The 21,754-nt window shown below is 70.3% G+C and carries 15 protein-coding genes; 6 read left to right on the forward strand and 9 right to left on the reverse strand.

What is annotated here, in order from left to right:
* Positions 1-18 precede the first annotated feature (18 nt).
* The 4 genes from OG741_RS14790 to OG741_RS14805 all read right to left on the reverse strand — a co-directional run bounded on the left by OG741_RS14790 (position 19) and on the right by OG741_RS14805 (position 6,248).
* The gene (locus OG741_RS14790) at positions 19-2,226 is read right to left on the reverse strand and encodes an ATP-dependent RecD-like DNA helicase (RefSeq protein WP_405597878.1); all 2,208 of its coding nucleotides are present in this window, start codon (positions 2,224-2,226) and stop codon (positions 19-21) included.
* Between the two features lie 904 nt (positions 2,227-3,130).
* Positions 3,131-3,928 (reverse strand): sugar phosphate isomerase/epimerase family protein, encoded by a 798-nt coding sequence (locus tag OG741_RS14795; RefSeq protein WP_405605564.1) that lies wholly within the window; start codon positions 3,926-3,928, stop codon positions 3,131-3,133.
* Between the two features lie 32 nt (positions 3,929-3,960).
* Positions 3,961-5,100, reverse strand: a complete 1,140-nt coding sequence (locus OG741_RS14800; RefSeq protein WP_405597880.1) for a dihydrodipicolinate synthase family protein — start codon at positions 5,098-5,100, stop codon at positions 3,961-3,963.
* Complete coding sequence (locus OG741_RS14805) at positions 5,097-6,248, reverse strand: Gfo/Idh/MocA family protein (RefSeq protein WP_405597882.1); 1,152 nt, start codon at positions 6,246-6,248, stop codon at positions 5,097-5,099. The genes OG741_RS14800 and OG741_RS14805 overlap by 4 nt, the downstream gene beginning before the upstream one ends.
* 138 nt (positions 6,249-6,386) lie before the next feature.
* On the opposite strand from OG741_RS14805, the gene OG741_RS14810 reads away from it, so the two are divergent.
* Positions 6,387-7,451: a LacI family DNA-binding transcriptional regulator gene (locus tag OG741_RS14810; protein WP_405597884.1), complete on the forward strand. Its 1,065-nt coding sequence runs from the start codon at positions 6,387-6,389 to the stop codon at positions 7,449-7,451.
* A gap of 43 nt (positions 7,452-7,494) precedes the next feature.
* Here the strand turns inward: OG741_RS14810 and OG741_RS14815 are convergent, their stop codons facing one another.
* Positions 7,495-7,902 carry an ATP-binding protein gene (locus tag OG741_RS14815; RefSeq protein WP_405597886.1) on the reverse strand — a complete coding sequence of 136 codons (408 nt, stop codon included), beginning with the start codon at positions 7,900-7,902 and terminating at the stop codon, positions 7,495-7,497.
* 87 nt (positions 7,903-7,989) lie between these two features.
* On the opposite strand from OG741_RS14815, the gene OG741_RS14820 reads away from it, so the two are divergent.
* The gene (locus OG741_RS14820; protein WP_405597888.1) at positions 7,990-8,748 is read left to right on the forward strand and encodes a GntR family transcriptional regulator; all 759 of its coding nucleotides are present in this window, start codon (positions 7,990-7,992) and stop codon (positions 8,746-8,748) included.
* A 50-nt stretch (positions 8,749-8,798) separates the two neighbouring features.
* Here OG741_RS14820 and OG741_RS14825 read toward each other — a convergent pair whose 3' ends face one another.
* Positions 8,799-10,841 (reverse strand): TerD family protein, encoded by a 2,043-nt coding sequence (locus OG741_RS14825; protein ID WP_405605566.1) that lies wholly within the window; start codon positions 10,839-10,841, stop codon positions 8,799-8,801.
* Positions 10,842-11,100: 259 nt separating this feature from the next.
* Here OG741_RS14825 and OG741_RS14830 point away from each other — a divergent pair, with 259 nt between their 5' ends.
* The 4 genes from OG741_RS14830 (at position 11,101) to OG741_RS14845 (ending at position 15,952) form a co-directional block, all read left to right on the forward strand.
* On the forward strand, positions 11,101-12,036 hold the full coding sequence (locus tag OG741_RS14830; RefSeq protein WP_405597889.1) for a GNAT family N-acetyltransferase: 936 nt from the start codon (positions 11,101-11,103) through the stop codon (positions 12,034-12,036).
* A complete protein-coding gene (locus OG741_RS14835) occupies positions 12,033-12,821 on the forward strand; it encodes a sugar phosphate isomerase/epimerase family protein (protein WP_405597891.1) in 789 nt (262 codons plus the stop codon). Before OG741_RS14830 ends, OG741_RS14835 begins: the two co-directional genes overlap by 4 nt.
* Before the next feature lie 482 nt (positions 12,822-13,303).
* Complete coding sequence (locus OG741_RS14840; protein ID WP_405597893.1) at positions 13,304-15,121, forward strand: glycoside hydrolase family 3 protein; 1,818 nt, start codon at positions 13,304-13,306, stop codon at positions 15,119-15,121.
* Positions 15,122-15,316: 195 nt separating this feature from the next.
* Positions 15,317-15,952 (forward strand): hypothetical protein, encoded by a 636-nt coding sequence (locus tag OG741_RS14845; RefSeq protein WP_405597895.1) that lies wholly within the window; start codon positions 15,317-15,319, stop codon positions 15,950-15,952.
* 34 nt (positions 15,953-15,986) lie between these two features.
* Here OG741_RS14845 and OG741_RS14850 read toward each other — a convergent pair whose 3' ends face one another.
* The 3 genes from OG741_RS14850 to OG741_RS14860 form a co-directional block, all read right to left on the reverse strand.
* On the reverse strand, positions 15,987-17,420 hold the full coding sequence (locus OG741_RS14850; RefSeq protein WP_405597897.1) for a S28 family serine protease: 1,434 nt from the start codon (positions 17,418-17,420) through the stop codon (positions 15,987-15,989).
* Between the two features lie 118 nt (positions 17,421-17,538).
* A complete protein-coding gene (locus OG741_RS14855) occupies positions 17,539-17,967 on the reverse strand; it encodes a hypothetical protein (RefSeq protein ID WP_405597899.1) in 429 nt (142 codons plus the stop codon).
* Between the two features lie 79 nt (positions 17,968-18,046).
* Entirely contained in the window at positions 18,047-21,754 is a 3,708-nt protein-coding gene (locus OG741_RS14860) for an ABC transporter ATP-binding protein (RefSeq protein WP_405597901.1), read from the reverse strand.

Raw genomic sequence — 21,754 nt, forward strand, 5'->3', positions numbered from 1 at the left:
CCGGCCGAGCCGTGCGTGTCAACCGCCGGTCAGCCGGTGGTCGAGCGCGGTGAAGCGTCTGCCTGCGGAAACGGTGCGCACTGCCTGTCCTATCGCTTTACGGGAGCCGACCAGCACGACGAGTTTCCTCGCCCGGGTGACCGCGGTGTACAGGAGGTTCCGCTGCAGCATCATCCACGCTCCTGTGGTGACAGGGATCACCACCGCGGGGTATTCACTGCCCTGCGAGCGGTGAATGGTCACGGCGTAGGCGTGGGCCAGCTCGTCCAGCTCGTCGAAGTCGTACGGAACCTCCTCGTCCTCGTCCGTCAGCACCGTCAGCCGCTGATCGTCCAGTTGGAGCGAGGTGACCACGCCGACCGTGCCGTTGAAGACGCCGTTCTTGCCCTTCTCGTAATTGTTGCGAATCTGGGTGACCTTGTCGCCGACCCGGAAGACCCGGCCGCCGAAGCGCTTCTCCGGGAGGTCCGGCCGCGCGGGGGTAATCGCCTGCTGAAGCAGCCCGTTGAGCGTGCCGGCGCCGGCCGGGCCGCGGTGCATCGGCGCGAGGACCTGCACATCGCGCCGTGGGTCGAGGCCGAACTTGGCAGGAATCCGGCGGGCGGCCACATCGACGGTGACCCTGCCCGCGTCCTCCGTCTCCTCCTCCACGAAGAGAAAGAAGTCCGAGAGCCCCGAAGTGATGGGCTGGACACCGGAATTGATGCGATGGGCATTGGTGACGACACCTGACTGCTGGGCCTGGCGGAAGATCCGGGTGAGGCGGACGCTGGGCACCGGGCCGCCGTCCGCGAGCAGATCGCGCAGCACCTCGCCCGCGCCGACGCTCGGCAGCTGGTCGACGTCCCCCACCAGCAGCAGATGCGCGCCGGGGGCTACCGCCTTGACCAGCTTGTTGGCCAGCAGCAGATCGAGCATCGACGCCTCGTCGACCACCACCAGGTCCGCGTCCAGGGGCCGGTCCCGGTCGTACGCCGCGTCCCCGCCCGGCTTGAGCTCAAGCAGCCGGTGCACGGTGGAGGCGTCGGCTCCGGTGAGCTCGGCCAGACGCTTGGCCGCGCGCCCTGTCGGGGCCGCGAGCACGACCTTGGCCTTCTTGGCGCGGGCCAGCTCCACGATGGAGCGGACCGTGAACGACTTGCCGCAGCCCGGGCCTCCGGTGAGGACGGCCACCTTGCTGGTGAGCGCGAGACGGACCGCCTGCTCCTGCTCGGTCGCCAGCTCGGCGCCCGTCCGCTCGGCCAGCCAGGCCAGCGCCTTGTCCCACGCGACGTCATGGAAAGCCGCCATCCGGTCCTCGGCGGTACGCAGCAGACGCTTCAGCTGAGCCGCGAGCGAGATTTCGGCGCGGTGGAAGGGGACGAGATAGACCGCGGTCAGCGCCTCGCCGCCGTCGGGGGCCGGGACCTGCTCCCGGACGACCCCCTCCTCGTCGCCCGCGAGTTCGGCGAGACACTCGATGACAAGGCCGGTGTCCACCTGGAGCAGCTTCACCGCGTCCGCGATCAGCTGCTCCTCGGGCAGGAAGCAGTGCCCCTGGTCGGTGGACTGCGACAGGGCGTACTGCAGGCCCGCCTTGACCCGCTCAGGGCTGTCGTGCGGAATGCCGACCGCCTGCGCGATCCTGTCGGCCGTGAGGAAGCCGATGCCCCATACGTCGGCGGCCAGGCGGTACGGCTGGTTCTTCACGACCGAGATCGAGGCGTCCTCGTACTTCTTGTAGATACGCACCGCGATGGAGGTCGAGACGCCGACGCCCTGAAGGAAGATCATGACCTCCTTGATGGCCTTCTGCTCCTCCCAGGCGGCGCCGATCAACTTCGTCCGCTTCGGGCCGAGTCCGGGGACCTCGATGAGCTTCTTCGGCTCCTGCTCGATGATGTCGAGGGTGTCGACACCGAAGTGATCGACGATGCGCTCGGCGATTTTCGGGCCGATGCCCTTGATCAGGCCGGAGCCGAGGTAGCGGCGTATGCCCTGGATGGTGGCCGGGAGGACGGTGGTGTAGTTCTCGACCGTGAACTGCTTGCCGTACTGGGGATGGGAGCCCCAGCGGCCCTCCATACGCAGGGACTCGCCCGGCTGCGCGCCGAGCAGCGAGCCGACCACCGTGAGGAGATCACCGCCGCCGCGGCCGGTGTCGACGCGGGCGACCGTGTAGCCGTTCTCCTCATTGGCGTACGTGATCCGCTCGAGGACCCCTTCGAGCACTGCCAGATTGGACATGATCCGACGCTACAGCCGGGGTCCGACAGTGCGGGCGGCCTGTGGACAACTCCGGCCCGGCGGGCGGGCGGCGTCCTGGCAGGTGCCGCGACGGGTGGTGCCCGGCCAGGCCAAGGGGGCCCGGTCGACCGACCGGGCCCCTCGAACTCCCCCTCCATCAATGGCTCCCCGAATCCCCCCAGATCCCCCCGGGAGCCTTGATGACAGGTACGACTCGCGTCACGGGGAAAGGGTTGCACGACTGCGGGCAGTTATTTTTGCGGAATCTCGGAATGCCGACTAAATGGGGTGATCGTTGCGTTTCGCCCTGGACGTGGGTCGGGGTGCGGGTGTGTTGGTCCCCCACCCCGCCCCTTCCCGAAACTGGGGGCAGCCCCCAGACCCCGGGGAGCGTGGGGGCTGACGCCCCCAGCCCCCGGAGCGGCAGCTACGCGCCGTGGGGTGAGCCGCAGTTCCGGGAGCCCTCGGCGGCGCGGCACCGCGCGCCACGGGGGCGGGAGGCTGGGCCCGGCCCGGGCGGCAGACCGGGACAGTGCTCGCGGGGGCGGAAGCCCACACCAGGGGCGGCAGCCCGGGAGAGCTCGCCGACCGGCAGCTTCGTGCCGGGGGCCGGAAGGCTGGGAGCGCCCGCCCAGCCGCGACTCCGTACCGCTGAGCGGGAGTCCGGGAGAACGCGCGGATCGGCAGCTTCGCGCCCGGGGGCGGGGGCCCGGAAGCCCCGCCCAGACCCGACTCCGTACCGCTGAGCGGGAGGCTGCGAACGCCGCGAGCAGCATCTTCGCGCCGCGGAGTCGACCGGAGCCGTGCTCGGGATCGGGTCCCCCGGCCTCTCGCCCGGGGCCACATCGCCGTCGCCGCGGGCCTGACGGCGCGCCCGGGGCCGCCAGCTCCCAAGGACTGCCCCCTACGCCACGTGCTCCGCGTACCGCCCCACCGTCTCCCGCAGCACCTCCACCCCGTCCCTCGCCCACAACCCCTCGTTGAACAGCTCCACTTCAATCGACCCGCCGTACCCCGCCGCGTCTACCCGTTCCCTCCACTCGCGCAGGTCCACCGCGCCGTCGCCCAGCTGGCCCCGGCCGTGCAGGACGCCTGACGGCAACGGGGTGATCCAGTCCGCCAGTTGGAAGGCGTGGATGCGGCCCGACGCGCCCGCGCGGGCAACTGCCGACGGGGCCGTGTCGTCCCACCAGATGTGGTACGTGTCCACCGCCACGCCCACCTGGTCCGACGAGAAGCGTTCCGCCAGGTCCAGGGCCTGGGTCAGGGTGGAGACCACGCAGCGGTCCGACGCGAACATCGGGTGCAGCGGCTCGATCGCCAGGCGTACGCCCCGCTCCCCCGCGTATGGGGCCAGGACCGAGAGCGCGTCCGCGATGCGTTCGCGCGCCCCCGGCAGGTCACGGCTGCCCGGTGGGAGGCCGCCCGATACCAGGATCAGGGTGTCCGTGCCGAGGGCCGCGGCCTCCTCGATCGCCGTGCGGTTGTCGGCCAGGGCGCGGGCCCGTTCCGCCGGGTCGGTCGCGGTGAGGAAGCCGCCGCGGCACAGGCTGGTGACCGCAAGCCCCGCGTCCCGTACGAGCTTGGCGGCCGCGTCGACGCCGTACGCCTGGACCGGTGCGCGCCATAGGCCCACCCCGCCGATGCCCAGTGCGCGGCACGCCTCGGTGAGTTCGGGCAGGGGCAGCTGCTCGACCGTCATCTGGTTGATGCTGAGGCGCGTCAAGTCCGTCGTCACCGGTCGGCTCCGTACATCGTGAGCAGGGACTTCATACGGTGTTCCGCCAGCCCGGGATCCGGGAACAGTCCAAGGCCGTCGGCCAGTTCGTACGCCCGGCACAGGTGCGGCAGCGAGCGCGCCGACTGCAGGCCGCCGACCATCGTGAAGTGCAACTGGTGCCCCGCCAGCCAGGCCAGCAGCACCACGCCCGTCTTGTAGAAGCGCGTCGGCGGCTCGAACACGTGCCGGGACAGCTCGACGGTCGGGTCGAGGAGTGCGCGGAAGCCGACGGCATCGCCGGTGTCGAGGACCCGTACCGCATGGGCGGCCAGGGGACCGAGCGGGTCGAAGATCCCCAACAGCGCGTGGCTGAAGCCGTGTTCGTCGCCCGCGATCAGCTCGGGGTAGTTGAAGTCGTCGCCGGTGTAGCACCGGACACCCTCCGGCAGCCGCCGTCGCAGGTCGATCTCGCGCTGCGCGTCGAGCAGCGAGACCTTGATGCCGTCGACCTTGTCGGGGTGCGCCGCGATGACCTCCAGAAACGTCCCCGTCGCCGCGTCCAGGTCCGACGAGCCCCAATACCCCTCCAGGGCCGGGTCGAACATCGGGCCCAGCCAGTGCAGGATCACCGGCTCGGAGGCCTGGCGCAGCAGGTGGGTGTAGAGGGCCACATAGTCGTCCGGGGTCCCGGCCGCGCCCGCCAGCGCCCGCGAGGCCATCAGGATCGCCTGTGAGCCGGTCTCCTCGACGAGTGCGAGCTGCTGCTCGTACGCCGTACGGACGGCCCGCAGATCAGCCGGGCCGGTCAGCTGGTCGGTGCCGACCCCGCAGGCGATGCGGCCGCCCACCGCCTTGGCCTCGGCCGCCGAGCGCCGGATCAGCTCGGCCGCGCCCGCCCAGTCGAGACCCATGCCGCGCTGCGCCGTGTCCATGGCCTCCGCGACTCCGAGGCCGTGCGACCACAGATGGCGCCGGAAGGCGAGCGTGGCGTCCCAGTCGACGGCGGCGGGCGAGTCCGGCGAGACATCGGCGTACGGGTCGGCCACGACATGCGCCGCCGCGAAGACCGTACGGGAGGTGAGCGCGGCCCCACCCGCGAACACAGGCGGCTCGGTGCGGGGCTGGTACACCCGGTCCAGGAGCCTGATCGTCACAGCGACAGCTCCGGCACGTCGAAGCGGCGGCCCTCGGCCGACGACTTCAGCCCGAGCTCGGCGAGCTGCACGCCGCGCGCGCCCGCCAGCAGGTCCCGGTGGTACGGCTCGCCGAGCGCGACATGGCGCAGGAACAGCTCCCACTGCGCCTTGAACGCGTTCTCGAACTCCCCGTTGTCCGGCACCTCCTGCCACTGGTCACGGAAGGTCTCCGCGGCGGGCAGATCCGGGTTCCAGACGGGCTTCGGGGTCGCGGAACGGTGCTGGGCGCGGCAGCGGCGCAGGCCCGCGACGGCCGAGCCGTGCGTGCCGTCGACCTGGAACTCGACGAGTTCGTCGCGCGTCACCCGTACCGCCCAGGAGGAGTTGATCTGGGCGACGGCACCGCCCTCCAGCTGGAAGATGCAGTAAGCGGAGTCGTCGGCGGTCGCGGCGTACGGCTTGCCGCGTTCGTCCCAGCGCCGCCGGATGTGTGTGGCGATCTGCGCCGTCACGCTGGTGACGCGGCCGAACAGCTCGCGCAGTACGTACTCCCAGTGCGGGAACATGTCGACGACGATGCCGCCGCCGTCCTCGGCGCGGTAGTTCCAGCTCGGGCGCTGCGCCTCCTGCCAGTCGCCCTCGAAGACCCAGTAGCCGAACTCCCCGCGTACGGACAGGATCTCGCCGAAGAAGCCGCCGTCGACGAGGCGCTTCAGTTTCAGCAGGCCCGGCAGGAAGATCTTGTCCTGGACGACGCCGTGTTTGATGCCGGCGGCGTCGGCGAGACGGGCCAGTTCCAGCGCGCCCGCGAGATCGGTGGCGGTCGGCTTCTCTGTGTAGATGTGCTTGCCCGCCGCTACGGCCTGCTTGATCGCAGGGGCGCGGGCGGATGTGGCTTGCGCGTCGAAGTAGATGTCGATGCTGTCGTCGGCGAGTACGGCGTCGAGGTCGGTGGAGACATGGGCGAGGCCGTGGCGTTCGGCGATCTGACGCAGGGCGTGCTCGCGGCGGCCGACGAGGACGGGCTCTGGCCACAGGACGTCGCCGTCGCCGAGGTCGAGGCCGCCCTGTTCGCGGATCGCGAGGAGGGAGCGCACCAAGTGCTGGCGGTAGCCCATCCGCCCCGTGACGCCGTTCATGGCGATCCGCACTGTCCTGCGTGTCATGAAGTCGCCTCCGCTTTCCCTCATTACGGCCGTTTTCCGCTGATACGCGGGTAGCAAGCGCTTTCTACACGGTAGGACGCTAGCCTGCCCACAGCGGCCCGGACAAGGGCCCCTTCTCGTCTCCCGCGGAGGAAAGCGATGACAGTCACCCTGGCGGATGTGGCGGCACGCGCCCGGGTGTCCCCGGCCACCGTCTCCCGTGTCCTCAACGGCAACTACCCGGTCGCGGCGTCAACGCGGGAACGCGTGCTGCGAGCGGTTGACGAGCTCGACTACGTCCTGAATGGGCCCGCGAGCTCGCTGGCGGCGGCCACCTCGGATCTGGTGGGCATCCTCGTCAACGACATCGCCGACCCTTTCTTCGGGATCATGGCCGGGGCCGCCCAGACCGAGATCGGCGGGCAGGAGGGTTCGGGGCGCGCGGGCGGCGAGAAACTGGCCGTCGTCTGCAACACCGGCGGCTCCCCCGAGCGCGAACTCACCTATCTCACCCTCCTCCAGCGCCAGCGCGCCGCGGCCGTCGTCCTGACCGGCGGCGCCATGGAGGACCCGGACCACATCGCGGCGATGAGCCTGAAACTGGCCAAGCTCGCGGACGCCGGCACGCGGGTCGTACTCTGCGGCCGGCCGCCGCTGCCGGGCAGCGAGGCGATCGTCGCCGCGCTCGCCTTCGACAACCGGGGCGGCGGGCGGCGGCTCACCGAACATCTGGTCGCGCTCGGACACCGCAGGATCGGCTACGTGGCGGGGCCGACCGAGCGCACGACGACCCGGCACCGGCTGGAGGGCCACCGGGCGGCACTGGCCGCGGCGGGCATCGACGGCGACCAGGACCGGCTCACGGTCCACGGCCCGTACGCCCGCCGCTCCGGCTACGACGCGACCCTCGAACTGCTGCGCCGCGACCCCGGTTTGACCGCCGTCGTGGCGGCGAACGACACCGTGGCACTGGGCGCCTGCGCGGCCCTGCGCGACCAGGGCCTGCGCATCCCCGAGGACATCTCGGTCGCGGGCTTCGACGACCTCCCCTTCTCGATCGACGCGGCACCCGCGCTGACGACGGTCCGGCTGCCGCTGTACGAGGCGGGGGCCCGGGCGGGCCGCCTGGCGATGGGCAAGGAGGCCCCACCGCCAGGCGGCATCGCGACGATCGCGGCGGAACTGATGGCACGGTCGTCGACGGCGCCACCGCGGCAGGGGTGAGGCGGGGGCATTCCGGCAGGTGCGGCTACCGGCTGCGCCAGGATCACCCCGTCTTCAGTTCCGCCCAGACGGATTTGCCGATGCCGTGGCGTCGTGGGCAGCAGCTCCAGCGTTCCGCGAGGCCGATGACGAGGAAGAGGCCTCGGCCGCCTTCATCGTCGGCACCGGCCGAACGAGGTTCTGGGCGACGGTTGTTGGCATCGGCCACTTCGACGCGCAGCATCCCGTCGGAACGCGCGAGCCGCACACCGATGTCGCGTCCGGCCGGCGGGCGGGCGTGCCGGATGGAGTTGGTGACCAGTTCCGAGAGCAACAGCTCGGCGGTGTCGGCCGCTTCGTCCCCGACCTCCCACACGGAGAGCTGCTTGCGCAGCAGCGCTCGGGCCCGCCCGGCGCTGCGAAGACTTCTCGGGAGTCGCCAGCCGACATCGCGATGTTGCGGCTGAGCCACGACTGGTCGCCCCGTGCCTAACCGGTGGCGAGTGATGGGCAGCGGAAGGTGCCTAGGATGTCTAGAGATGATCAGGGAGGACCGTCCATGGGGAGCCAGGGCGCCGGCCGACAGCCCAAGTACCAGCGCATCGCCGCCGAGCTGAAGGCCGCCATCGATTCGGGTGAGTACGGTCCAGGCGATCGGCTGCCCGGTGAGAACGACCTGATGGCCACCTACGAGGTCGCCCGCATGACGGCCAGGCAGGCGCTGGGCGTTCTCCAGTCGGAGGGGCTGGCCGAGGCACGCAAGGGCGCCGGTGTCTTCGTACGGGAGTTCAGGCCGGTCCGACGCCGTAGCGTCCAGCGGCTCTCACCCGCGCTATGGGGCGAGGGTCGCTCCGTCTGGGCGGCTGACGCCGACGGCCGGGATCTGGTCGTCGATCCGATCTCGGTGACCGAGGAGGACGCGCCCGAGGCAATCGCGCGCGTCCTCGGCCTCGTCGACGGCGCGCGGGCGTGCGTACGCCGACGAAGGTTCGTACTCGACGGCAGGCCAATCCTGCTGGCCACCTCCTACCTCGACGCCGAGCTTGTAGCAGATACAGCGATCACGCGTACGGACACCGGACCGGGCGGCATCTACGCCCGGCTCGACGAGATCGGCTCCAGGCCGGTTCGCTTCCGCGAGGAAGTCCGCTCCCGCATGCCCACCGCGGAAGAAACCGACCGGCTCGGCCTGGCAGCGGGCACACCGGTCGTCCTGATATGTCGTACGGCCCTCGCCGCGGACGGGCGCGCCGTCGAAGTGAACGACATGGTCCTGGATGCGTCCGCCTACGTCCTGGAATACGACTTCGACGCCTGAGGCGTGCCGGACGATGCCCACCGGAAGGCTCTCGGCCGGCCATTGAACGATCAGCCGACGGCAGTCGGCTCCTCAGGCCGTGATCGGCTTGCCTGACGTCGTTCAAGGGAGGTCAACTGAGCGACGACGCCTGCGTAAAACCGGTCCACGGACTCGTCGACGCTGCGGATGAATCCGGATTCGGCACCGCCGCGAGTGGCGCCCATGCCCTTGAACAACGACAGCCGGAAACCGGTCATCCGGGCGCCGTCCTTGGGCAGCATGTCGGCCGGTTCCGGACGCAGCCGTTCCAGGGTGCCTCGCGGGCCATGCCCGCTGTCGACGATGGTCTCGACGTGGAGATCCGCCGGGGCATCCGCCAGCAGTCGGATGAGGCGCTTGGCCGAGGTGAGGGGATAACTCCCCTCCGGAGCCGGGATCTCGATGGATGTGCGAAGTCTGGCCGTCCTCAGATCGGCGGTGATCCCGAGAACACCTGGCGTTCCGTCGATGCGCAGCTCAGCCGTCAAGCGGCCTTCGTCGCACAACCGGTCTGCCAATACGGCGCGCCGGGACTGCGGGTCACTGCCACGCTTGGCGCGCTGGACCGGCAGGGCCTTCTGGCCGAGTTCGCCGCCCAGGCGCAGGCAGACCTGGCGGATGAGCCGTTCCCAGCTTTCGACGACCTCGACAGCCCGGAGGTCGCCCTGGCAAAGGGTTTCCGTGTCGATACCGTTTCGTACGGGCACCCAGGCCGGACCCATGTTCTGAAAGCCGTGGCAGCCGGAGTTCTCGTGCTGGAGATAGTTGAGCAATTCCTGCAGAAGCCACGCATGCGCGGCGTTGCCGACGCCCTCATGGCGGATCAGCATCTGTGCCTGGTGGGCCACTTCGGCCCAGGACAAGTGCCACAGAGCGACCTTGTGCTTGCGCCGTCCGTCGGTCCTGACGTCCACGAGCGGACTGCCCTCCAGGGCAACGTCGTTGGAGAGGGTGATCACGGCCTCGTAGCCGCGACGGGCGGCGATGTCCATGTAGTTCTGGACCTGATCCTGCTTGAGCGGATTCCCATTGGTCTTCGTCTCGACCAGAGCGGTCCACAGTTTGCCCGCGCGCTCCACACGGATGACACCGTCCGGGCGCTTGGGGGTGTCTCCGTGCGGAAGCGTGACTTCGGTGAAGGTCTGCATCCGTCCGGCCGGTGCGCCGAACGCGGCGGTGAGCCGACGCCCCAACTCCGGCACTTCGGCCATCACCGAGAGCAGTACTGAAGTGGCCCGCAGCTCTCGCTCCTTGTCGCTCTTGAGCGACGGTGCGGGGAAGAGCCGGGCAGGCTTCCACGAGTCGTTCTCGGCGAGGGATTTCTTGGCCACCTTGGGGAGCGTGACCTTCTTCTTCGCCGTACGAGGGCCACGCGCGCGCTGTGTCGTGGGCTCCACGCCGACCGGCCGCGCCTCATCTACGGCCTGTGCAGGGATCGCCGCCGAGGGCAGGGCTGCCGGAGGCCGCCGCTCATCGGCTTTCGGTACCTGTTCCACCGCAGCCGCCGCTACGGCGTCGTCTTCGCTCTCGTCATCGATATCGATACCGAAGTCCGTCGCCAGACCCGCCAGACCGGTCTCGTAGCCCTGGCCGATGGCCCGGAACTTCCACTCCTCGCCCCGCCGGTAGAGCTCACCAAAGATAAATGCGCTCTCGACTCCGGCGTCGGTGATGGAGAAGCCCAGCAGAGCCTCACCGCTGCCATCGGCGAGCGTTACCCGCAGGTCTTCGAGTTCACCGAAGCAGGAACCGCCGTACTGGCTGGCTGCCACCACAATGCGGTGAACGTCGTCCGGCACGGCGGTCAGATCGAGACTGATGCGGTCCTCGCTGCCGCTGTCGGTCGGTGTCTTGCCCAGCAGCTGCACGCTGCCGTCGGCCGCGGCGGGGTTGTTGTAGAAGAAGAAGTCGGCATCGCTGCGCACCTTGCCGTTGCCGTCCAACAGCAATACGGAGACATCGGCGTCGCCGTCCCCCGCAGCGCTGCTCCAACGCAGACTGACGACCACCGATCCGGTGTCATCGCTCAGGGCTGCGAGGCCGACGTTGGAACCCTTGGCCATTTCGCGCATGCAGTCCCCCCAGACGTACAGCCGCCTCAGGGCAGGCCTGAGCTGGCCGCAACATGTTGATCTGTGACGTAGCTCGCACACGGCGCTACGAAAAGTACCGTATCGCTCACCGTCGGTGCGCGAGCAGGTGATGTGAAGAATCAACCATCTTCCTGCTCCCGGACATGGAGCTCTACCCGTCGGCGCGGGTCGCCCTCTTGCCGGGGCTACGACCGCGTCGTACCGTTGACTCAGTCAAGGATAGAGCCCGGAGCAGCCCATGCCCATCCAGGAAATCCGCGCCTTCAACCGCTTCTACACCAACCTCATCGGCGCGCTCGACTACAGCAAGCACCTCTACACCCCGTACACCCTCACCGAGTCCCGCGTCCTGTACGAGCTCGCCCACAGTCCCCGTACCGACGCCGCCGATCTGCGGGCCGAGCTCTCCCTCGACGCGGGGTACTTGAGCAGGCTCCTCGCCAAGTTCGAGCGGGACGGACTGGTCGGGCGGGCGCCGTCCGAGGTGGATTCGCGGCGGCAGCGGATCACGCTCACCGAGCGGGGGCGCGAGGCCGCCGCGCTGCTCGACGAGCGGTCGCGGGAGGCCGTGGGGGCGCTGCTCGCCAAGGTGCCCGCCGACGAGCGGCCGCGGCTCGTCGAGGCGATGCGGACCGTGCGCGAGATCCTCGGCCGGGGGCGGCCCGCCCACCGGGAAGGGCCCGTGCTGCGCGAGCCCGGCCCCGGGGATCTGGGGTGGGTCGTGCAGCGCCATGGTGCGCTGTACGCCGCCGAGTACGGCTGGAACGCCGACTTCGAGGGGCTCGTCGCCCGGATCGTCGCGGACTTCGCCCAGGACCACGATCCCCATCTGGAGCGGGTGTGGATCGCCGAGCTGGACGGGCGGCCGGTGGGGTCGGTCATGTGCGTACGGGACGACGCCCCGGCGACCGCGCGGCTGCGGCTGCTGCTGGTCGAGCCGGATGCGCGCGGGCACGGACTCGGCGACCTGCTGGTGCGTACCGTCGTGGATTTCGCCCGCGAAGTGGGGTATCGAGAACTGGTGCTGTGGACCAATGACGTACTGGACGGCGCCCGCCGGATCTATCAGCGGGCCGGGTTCACCCTCGTCGCCGAGAAGCCGCACCGTTCGTACGGAGCCGATCTGGTCGGCCAGGACTGGCGGCTGCCCCTGCTGGAAGGAAGCGTCACGTGAAGTTCGCCTTCTCCACCCTCGGTGTGCCGGGCATGCCGGTCCCCGACGTGGTCGCGCTCGCCGTCGACACCGGCTACCAGGGGGTCGAGCTGCGTGCCCATCCCGAGGAGCCGGTACATCCGGGCACCGGCATGCGGGAGCGGGCGGCCGTGGTCGCGGAGTTCGAGCGGGCGGGCGTGGAGATTCTCACCGTGTGCGGGTACACCGGCGTCGCCGCCGCCGGTGACGACGCTCCGGTGTACAAGGAGCTCGACGAACTGATGTGGCTGGCAAAGGACTTGGGCGCCCCCTATGTACGCGTCTTTGCCGGCGCCGGCGACCAGGACCCGGACGAGGCCGAGGCCACCGCCGCACGCCGGCTCGGGACCGCCGCCGAGACCGCGGCCGAACTCGGCGTACGGATCCTGCTGGAGACCCACGACTCGCACCGCACCGGCGCCGGTGTCTCGCGCATCCTGGGCACGGTCGGCCACAAGCACGTCGGCGCGATCTGGGACGTGGTGCACCCCTGGCTCGACGGCGAGACCCCGGTCGCGGCGCATGCCGTGCTCGCCCCGTTCCTCGGCTACGTCCAGGTCAAGGACGTCGCATCGGCCGACGACCTCGCGCCACTGCCGCTCGGCGCGGGCGTACTGCCGCTGGCGGAATGTCTGGCCACGCTCACCGAGGAGACGTGGCTGTGCTGGGAGTACGAGAAGCGCTGGCATCCGGAGGCAGCCGATCTGCCGGGACTGCTGGTGTCGGGACGGCTCCACCTGGAACGCCTGCTCGCGGCGGTGAGGTGAGCGCGACGCCGCAGAGCAGCAGCGCCGCCGCGCCCCAGCGCAGCGGGCTCACCGACGCGGGGGTCCGGGGTGCGGTGCGCCCTGCCCCTTCCCGAACTGGGCCCCAGACCCGTACGCGCTTCGCGCGTGTCCTCAAACGCCGGACGGGCTGAATATGACCCCGGCGCGGCGGGAACCCCCCGCCCAGGCAGGCCGTCTAACGGGCCGTACTGCTGGGTGAGTCTCCGCTGTGCGGTGTCGGCCCTCGCTGCTGGCTGCGATCGCTGACCACCCCCTCTCCAGCCGCCTGCGGCCGGCAGCACACCGCCACCGGTGCGGCCCCCTCCGACAGCACCGGTGGCGGCCCCCGTCCCGGTGACCTTCCGCGCGCCGCGCCCTCTTTGTCTTGCCACACCCTTGACCTGGCAGTAATTTTCGGGCTATCCGTGTGTCCTTGGAAGTTTCCTTCAACTCCCTTGTCGAGCAAGGCCGGAAGGAGCCCCATGCACGACCGGAGCCTCACCAGACGCACCCTCCTCACCGCGACTGCCGCCACCGCCGTGGCGGCGGGCGCCGTTGCCGGCGCCTCCCCCGCACTCGCCCTCCCCTCCCACCGCGACCGCCTCAAACGGCTCATCTCCCGGATGAGCCTGGAGGAGAAGGTCGGCCAGCTCTTCGTGATGCGGGTGTACGGGCACTCCGCCACCTCCCCCGACCAGGCCGACATCGAGCTGAACCTCAAGGAGATGGGCGTCCGCACCGCCGCCGAGCTGGTCGCGGCGTATCACGTCGGCGGCATCATCTACTTCTCCTGGGCGCACAACACCCGTGATCCGTACCAGATCGCGGATCTGTCCAACGGCATCCAGCGGGCCGGACTCGCCCAGTCCACTCCCGTACCGCTGCTGATCTCCACCGACCAGGAGCACGGCATCGTGGCCCGCGTGGGCAGGCCCGCCACCCTGATGCCTGGCGCGATGGCGCTGGGCGCGGGCGGGTCCCGCTCCGACGCCCGTACGGCGGCGCGGATCGCCGGGGCCGAGCTGGCCGCGATGGGCATCTGCCAGAACTACGCCCCGGTCGCCGACGTCAACGTCAATCCCGCCAATCCCGTCATCGGAGTCCGCTCCTTCGGCGCCGATCCCGACACGGTGGCGGGTCTGGTCGCCGCGCAGGTGAAGGGCTATCAGAGCGCGGGCATCGCCGCGACGTCGAAGCACTTCCCGGGGCACGGCGACACCACCGTCGACAGTCACACGGGCATCCCGGTCATCACCCACACCCGCGAGCAGTGGGAGGAGATCGACGCCCCGCCGTTCCGGGCCGCGATCGCCGCCGGTATCGACTCGATCATGACGGCTCACATCCAGTTCCCGGCTCTGGACCCGAGCAACGACCCGGCCACGCTCTCGCGCCCCATCCTCACCGGCATCCTGCGCGAGGAGCTGGGTTACGACGGTGTGGTGGTCACCGACGCGCTCAACATGCAGGGCGTGCGCGACAAGTACGGCGACAGCCGGGTGCCGGTGCTCGCGCTGAAGGCGGGTGTGGACCAGCTGCTCAACCCGCCGGACCTGGCCGTCGCCTGGAACGGCGTCCTCAGCGCGGTCAGGAGCGGCGAGCTCACCGTCGCCCGCCTCGAGGAATCGATCCTGCGCATCCTGCTCCTGAAGGAGAAACTGGGCCTGTTCCGCGACCCGTTCGTCTCCCGGCGCGAAGTGGAGCGCACCGTCGGCGCCCACGCGCATCTCGCCGCGGCCGACCGGATCGCCGAGGGGACCACGACGCTGCTGGTCAACGAGGACGGGCTGCTTCCGCTGAACAGGCGCAGTGGGCGCAATCTCCTGGTGGTCGGCGCCGATCCGGCCTCGCCCACCGGGACGACCGGACCGCCGACCTCCGTACTGGCCAAGGCACTGACCGAACTGGGCTTCGCCGCGACCGCGCTGTCCACCGGGATCACGCCAACGACCGCGAAGATCGACGAGGCGGTCGCGGCGGCGGGCGGCAAGGACGCGGTGATCGTCGGCACCTACAACGTCACGGCGACCAGCCCGCAACGGACCCTGGTGGCCCGGCTCGCCGCGACCGGCGTGCCCGTCGTCGCGGTCGCGATCCGCAATCCGTACGACATCGCCCGGCTCACCGGCGTACGGGCGGCGCTCGCCGCTTACTGCTGGACCGATGTCGAACTGCGCGCGGCGGCACGGGTGATCGCGGGCCGGGCCGACCCGGAGGGGCGCCTTCCGGTGCCGGTGCAGCGGGCGGACGATCCGCTTCAAGAGCTGTATCCCATCGGCCACGGCCTGTCGTACCACTGACGGAGACCGAGGGACCGGAGAGCGAAAGACCCGAGACGGACCCGAGGGCGAAAGACCGACATACGCAAACGTGCCACGCACCCCCGGCGCACTCCCGCAAAATGTCATCAATCGCCCCGCACGTCTGGCGTGGCCCGCCCCGGCGGGTCACGCTGGACGGACCGGCCGGGGGTCGGGGCTCGTGGGGGGTACGTGATGGGCGTGAAGCAGCGGTCAGCCGGGGCGGTGAGCAGCCTGGTACCGGTACTCGCCCTGGTGGTGGCCTTGATCACCGGCTGTCAGCAGGCGAGCGGACGCACCAGCGCGGCCGCCGGCAGCGTCGAGAGCGCCACCCCGACGCCCTCGGGATACGGCCTGGTCTTCCTCGGTCCCGGCGACTGTGCCTCGCGCGGCCGTGACTTCCGTGAAGTGCCCTGCACCAGCGAGAAGGCATACGCACGGGTGACCGCCCGCCACGAGGGGCGGACGTCGGCGGGCCCTGCCTGCCCCGCCGCCACCGACTTCGTCCTGCACATCTCCGAGAGCCGTCCCTCGACGGACGAGGACGGCGACGGCGACGTGGGTCAGGCGTATGCCTGCATGCGCAATCTGGAGCCGCCGCATCCCGGCGACCCGGGCGGGGGCGGCGGTCCGCACACCGTGGTCGGCGACTGCGTCTACAGCGCGAACGCGGGCCAGGTGAAGGAGACGGCCTGCGACGGATCGGGCACGCCTGCACCGGAGTTCAGGGTGGCGACCTCGGTGGAGCGCCGGGCGCAGTGCCCGCCGTCCACGGCGCTGTACGTGCGGCTGGAGGGTGACAGGCCGGTGGGCTGCGCCCGCCGCGTGTGAGGATCACTCGGCGGCGGGCGCAGCCCCGGGGGACCTACGGCCGCAGGGCCGGCTCCCGCTCGATGTCGCGCTTGTCGAGCTTCGCGTCGTACCTGGTCAGCGGCTTCGCCTTCGCCTCGTCCTGCTGGACGGCGGCCGGGGCGACGCCCGCCCAATTCAGAATCGCGGCGGTGGCTGCCGCCTTCTGGTCGGGCACCAGGGCGGCCACATTGGCGCCGTGGTTGGCACCCGGAGCGACATACACATGGCTGTCGTGGGTGCCCCTGCCGGGCCGGAACTGCTCGGCGCCCCACGGGTCGTTCTGGCCGTAGACGAAGAGCATCTGGTTGGCGTTGTGCCGCACCCAGGTGTCCACGTCGCGCATGACCCACGGGTTGAAGCGCATCGGGATGTCGCGCGGCACGAAGTTCCGCGGCGGCTGGTACCCGTACCGGGTCAGGCCGTTGAGGTGCGGCTGCTTGATGTCGGGCGAGCCCAGCTCGGTGCCTGCCTGGTAGTAGTACGGGGTGTACGTCTCCAGGCCCTGGTCGGTGTAGGCGGAGAAGCCGGAGATCGCGTCGACGCTGTCGTAGATCTCCTGGTCGCTCGCGGTCGCGGCGGCCGGGATCGATCCGCAGTCGGCGAGCTTGCTGTACTGCCAGAAGGCCCAGACGTAGTCGAGAACGACCGCCTCGTACGCCTTGTCGAGGTTGCCGACGGTCTTGAAGGTGTAGCCCTCGGCGGTCGCGGCCGCCTGGTACTTGGCCTCCAGCGGCTCGCGCCGCACCAGTGCCTCGCGCTGGACCGCGTTCAGCTTGTCGCGGCACTCCTTGGTGCCGACGTTCTCGAAGAACCGGTCGTACGCCGAGTCCTCCTTGTTGACCACGTCGTTGGGCGCGACGTACGCGACGACGCCGTCCATGTCCCGCGGGTAGTGGCGCTCGAAGTAGGTGGCCGTCATGCCGCCCTTGGAAGCGCCGGTGGCGAGCCACTTCTTGGTGTAGATCTTCTTCAGCGCCTTGAAGACCCGGTGCTGGTCGCTGGCCGCCTGCCAGATGTCCAGCTTGGACCAGTTGGCCGGGTCGGGCCTGGACGGGGTGAAGAAGCGATACTCCAGGGAGACCTGGTTGCCGTCGATGATCGCCGTCGGCTCACTGCGGCGTGGCGTGGTGCTCACGTTGTAGCCGGAGGTGAAGAAGACGGTGGGGCGGCTGGTGTCCTTGTGCAGCAGGGTGATCCGCTGCTTGAACGTGCCCTTGCCGGGGTGCCGGTGATCGACCGGCTGTGTGTAGTTGAGGACGAAGTACCGGTAACCCGGGTACGGCTTCTCCTCGATGAGACTCATGCCCTCAATCGCGAGGATCTGGTCCTTGATGTCCGTGCCGGCCGTCGGCTCGGCGGCGGTAGCCGCACCGGCCGTCGCACCGGCCGCACTCACGGTGCCAATGAGCACCACGAGCGACAGCAGCCATCTGAGCGCCTTGCGCATTCACCCTCCCCTTGATTCACCTGTGGTCGCGGTGAACCTAGCGGGGGAACACCAGTCCCGCCAGCCCCAGTTGGGATCGGCCGGACAGAACCCAGGTGTCAGGCGGCGGGCGGAGGCGTCAGCAGAGGATCCAGCCGGTCGAGCGCGAGACGCCCGCGATCGAACCGGTGGCCCGTACACAGCGGTTGAGCGCGTGGACAGTGACGGGTCCCGCCTGGCGGGTGAAATTGCCCTTGTCGACCGCGGCCCGGCCGCCGCGCGCCTGGAGCGAGATGGACATGACCCGCCGCGCGCCGGGCCTGCTGGCGACCGTGACGGCGCAGGCGTACTGCCGGTTCTTGTAGACCCGCAGCTCGCCGGTGGGGAACTTGACCGTCTTCAGCGGCCGGCCGCTGCACGTGGAGACGGCAGCCTCGGCGTGTGATGCGCCCGGTCCCGCCAGCGTGAGCGCACCTGCCGCGATGAACACGGCGACGCCCTGCGCGAGCAGCCGCCGTCCCCGTCGCTTGTTCCCCGACCCGTCTATGTTCCCCGTTCCACCGAACACGCTCGCACCCCTTTGTCACGGCCCCGTACATGCGTACGACGCAGCCGGGCCTCCTACGGTTGCGATATTCGGCGATCCGTCATACGGCGGCGGGCTCGTCCTCCCCGATGAAGGTGCGCCAGAGGGTGGCGTACGGCCCGTTCAGGGCGAGGAGTTCTTCGTGCGTACCGTCCTCGACGACCTTTCCGCGGTCCATCACGACCACCCGGTCCGCACGGGCCGCCGTGGTCAGGCGGTGGGCGACGACCAGCGTGGTGCGGCGGCCCGTCAACCGGTCCGTGGCCTGGTTGACCTGTCCCTCGGTGGCCAGGTCGAGGGCCGCGGTCGCCTCGTCGAGCAGCAGGATGTCCGGGTCGACGAGCTCGGCCCGGGCCAGCGCGATCAGCTGGCGCTGGCCCGCCGAGAGGTTGCGGCCGCGCTCGGAGACCTCGTGCAGGTAGCCGCCGTCGAGGGTGGCGATCATGTCGTGGGCGCCGACGGCGCGGGCCGCGGCCTCCACCTCGGCGTCGCTCGCGCCGGGGCGGCCGTAGGCGATGGCGTCCCGGACGGTCCCCTCGAACAGGTACGCCTCCTGGGGGACGACACCGAGCCGGTGCCGATAGGCCGTCAGATCCAGCTCGCGCAGATCGGTGCCGTCGGCGGTGACCCGCCCGCCGGTCGGGTCGTAGAACCGCGCGACCAGCTTGACGAGCGTCGACTTGCCCGCGCCGGTCTCTCCGACGAAGGCAACGGTCTGGCCGGCCGGGATGCGCAGGTCGATCGAGTTCAGGGCCGCTTCGTCGTCCCCGTAGGCGAAGTCGACGTTCTCGAAGGCGATCTCGCCGCGCAGCGAGCGCACATCGAGGGGCGCCTTCGCGGTGGCGGTCGATGTCGGCTCCTGGAGGAGCTCCTGGATGCGGCCCAGCGACACCGTCGCCTGCTGGTATCCGTCGAAGACCTGGGAGAGCTGCTGCACGGGCGCGAAGAACAGATCGATGTAGAGGAGGTAGGCGACCAGCGCGCCGGTGGAGAGGGTGCCCGCCTCGACCCGGCCCGCGCCGACGATCAGCACGGCCGCGGCGGCCACCGAGGCCAGCAGCTGGACGAAGGGGAAGTAGACCGAGATCAGCCACTGGCCGCGCACCCGGGCCTCGCGATAGCTGTCGCTGCGGCCGGCGAACCTGTCCGCGCCGTCGCGCTCGCGCCGGAAGGCCTGCACGATCCGCAGCCCGGACACGGACTCCTGGAGGTCGGCGTTGACGACGCTGATGCGTTCGCGGGCAAGTTCGTAGGCCTTGACGCTCTTCTTCCGGAAGAAGTACGTGCCGACGATCAGTACCGGCAGGGTCGCGAAGACCACCAGCGCCAGCTGCAGGTCGATGACGAGCAGGACGACCAGGATGCCGAAGAAGGTGACCACCGAGACGAACGCGGTGACCAGACCCGTCTGGAGGAACGTGGACAGGGCGTCCACGTCCGTCGTCATCCGGGTCATGATCCGGCCGGTCAGTTCGCGCTCGTAGTAGTCGAGTCCGAGCCGCTGGAGCTGCGCGAAGATCTTCAGGCGCAGCGAGTAGAGGACGCGCTCGCCGGTGCGGCCCGTCATCCGGGTCTCGCCGATCTGCGCCAGCCACTGCACGACCACACTCGCCAGCGCGAGCAGGGACGCGGCCCACACCGCGCCGAGCGCCACCTGCTCGACGCCCTCGTCGATGCCGTGCCGGATCATGACCGGCAGCAGCAGGCCCATGCCCGCGTCGGTCGCCACCAGCAGCAGGCTGACCAGCAGGGGCAGTCCGAAGCCGCGCAGCAGCCTGCGCAGGCCGTAGGTCTGCTCGGGGCGTACGGCACGCGCCTCGTCTATCTCGGGGGTGTCGGTCGCCGGGGGCAGCGCCTCGACCTGGGCGAGCAGCTCGGGAGTGGCGCCGGGTGCCGCCGACTCCTCGGCTCTTTCCTCGCGCTCCCACAGGCGGGGGGTGATGCCGCGCTCGACGTCGAACTCGGCGTCCAGCTCCTCCCGTACGGAGTTGTCCTCTTCCGGTTCCGCGGCGGGCACCGGGATGTGGCCAGGTGATACGCCGCCGAGCTCGTCCGGGTCGGTCAGCAGCCGCCGGTACAGGGCCGAGCGCCCGGTCAGCTCCTCGTGCGTTCCGATGTCGGCGAGGCGTCCGCCGTCGAGAACGGCGATCCGGTCGGCGAGGCCGAGTGTGGAGCGGCGGTGGGCGATCAGCAGGGTGGTCCGGCCCGCCATGACGCTGCGCAGTGCCTCGTGGATCTCGTGCTCGACACGGGCGTCCACGGCCGAGGTGGCGTCGTCCAGGAGCAGCAGCCGGGGATCGGTGAGGATCGCGCGGGCGAGCGCGACGCGCTGGCGCTGGCCGCCTGAGAGGGTGAGGCCGTGTTCGCCGACCTTGGTGTCGTAGCCCTGGGGCAGCTCGGCGATGAAGCGGTCGGCCTGGGCGGCGCGTGCGGCGGTCTCGATCTCTTCCTGCGTGGCGTCCGGCTTTCCGTACGCGATGTTCGTCCGCACGGTGTCGGAGAAGAGGAAGCTGTCCTCCGGCACCAGGCCGATGGCGGCGCGCAGGGATTCCATGGTCAGCTCGCGCACATCGTGGCCGCCGACCAGGACGGCTCCGTGCGTCACGTCGTAGAAGCGGGGCAGCAGCAGCGAGACGGTGGACTTGCCGCTGCCGGAGGAGCCGACGACGGCGACGGTCTCGCCCGCCCGGATCTCCAGCGAGAAGCCGTCCAGGACGGGGCGCTCCTCGTCGTATCCGAAGGTCACGTCGTCGAACTCGACCGTCGCGGGCGCGTCCGCCGGGAGTTCCTTGGTGCCGTCCTGCATCGTCGGCTCGGTGTCGATCAGCTCCAGTACGCGCTCGACACCGGCGCGGGCCTGCTGTCCGACCGTCAGCACCACGGCGAGCATCCGGACCGGGCCGACGAGCTGCGCCAGATAGGTCGAGAAGGCGACAAAGGTACCGAGGGTGATCTGGCCGCGGGTGGCCAGCCAGCCGCCGAGCGCCAGCATCGCGACCTGCCCGAGCGCGGGGACGGACTGGAGGGCCGGGGTGTACTTGGCGTTGAGCCTGATGGTCCGCAGGCGTCCCGCGAAGAGCTTGCGGCCGACCTCGCGCAGCTTGCCGGTCTCCTGGTCCTCCTGGCCGAAGCCCTTGACCACGCGTACGCCGGAGACGGCACCGTCGACGACGCCCGCGACGGCCGCGGCCTGGCTCTGCGCGTACCAGGTGGCGGGGTGCAGCCGGACGCGGCTGCGCTTGGCTATGTACCAGAGGGCGGGGGCGACGGCCAGGGCGATCAGGGTGAGCGGCAGCGACAGCCACGCCATGATCACGAGAGAGATCAGGAAGAGCAGGATGTTCCCGATGGTCATCGGGAGCATGAAGAGCAGGCCCTGGATGAGCTGGAGGTCGCTGGTGGCGCGGCCGACGACCTGGCCGGTGGAGAGTTCGTCCTGACGGCGGCCGTCCAGACGGGTGATCGTCCCGTACATCTCGGTCCGCAGATCGTGCTGGACGTCGAGGGCGAGGCGTCCGCCGTAGTAGCGGCGTACATAGGTGAGGGCGTAGATGAACAGGGCCGCGACTGTCAGCAGCCCGGTCCAGACGGCGACGGACCGTGTTCCGTCACCGATCACGTCGTCGATGACGACCTTGGTGATCAGCGGGACGAGCGCCATGACGGCCATACCCGCCAGCGACGAACCGAGCGCGAGCACCACATTCCGCCGGTAACGCCATGCGTAACCGGCGAGCCTCCGTGCCCAGCCTTGGTCTGCCGCCGCCAC

Origin of the sequence: Streptomyces sp. NBC_01410, from assembly GCF_045040195.1 — a bacterium.
GTDB lineage: Bacteria > Actinomycetota > Actinomycetes > Streptomycetales > Streptomycetaceae > Streptomyces.

Bases quoted from the DNA above. Each gene is read 5' to 3' on its own strand.
- OG741_RS14790 (WP_405597878.1), bottom strand. From the start codon at position 2,226: ATGTCCAATCTGGCAGTGCTCGAAGGGGTCCTCGAGCGGATCACGTAC.
- OG741_RS14795 (WP_405605564.1), bottom strand. From the start codon at position 3,928: ATGACGGTCGAGCAGCTGCCCCTGCCCGAACTCACCGAGGCGTGCCGC.
- OG741_RS14805 (WP_405597882.1), bottom strand. From the start codon at position 6,248: ATGACACGCAGGACAGTGCGGATCGCCATGAACGGCGTCACGGGGCGG.
- OG741_RS14810 (WP_405597884.1), top strand. From the start codon at position 6,387: ATGACAGTCACCCTGGCGGATGTGGCGGCACGCGCCCGGGTGTCCCCG.
- OG741_RS14820 (WP_405597888.1), top strand. From the start codon at position 7,990: ATGGGGAGCCAGGGCGCCGGCCGACAGCCCAAGTACCAGCGCATCGCC.
- OG741_RS14825 (WP_405605566.1), bottom strand. From the start codon at position 10,841: ATGCGCGAAATGGCCAAGGGTTCCAACGTCGGCCTCGCAGCCCTGAGC.
- OG741_RS14830 (WP_405597889.1), top strand. From the start codon at position 11,101: ATGCCCATCCAGGAAATCCGCGCCTTCAACCGCTTCTACACCAACCTC.
- OG741_RS14840 (WP_405597893.1), top strand. From the start codon at position 13,304: ATGCACGACCGGAGCCTCACCAGACGCACCCTCCTCACCGCGACTGCC.
- OG741_RS14845 (WP_405597895.1), top strand. From the start codon at position 15,317: ATGGGCGTGAAGCAGCGGTCAGCCGGGGCGGTGAGCAGCCTGGTACCG.
- OG741_RS14850 (WP_405597897.1), bottom strand. From the start codon at position 17,420: ATGCGCAAGGCGCTCAGATGGCTGCTGTCGCTCGTGGTGCTCATTGGC.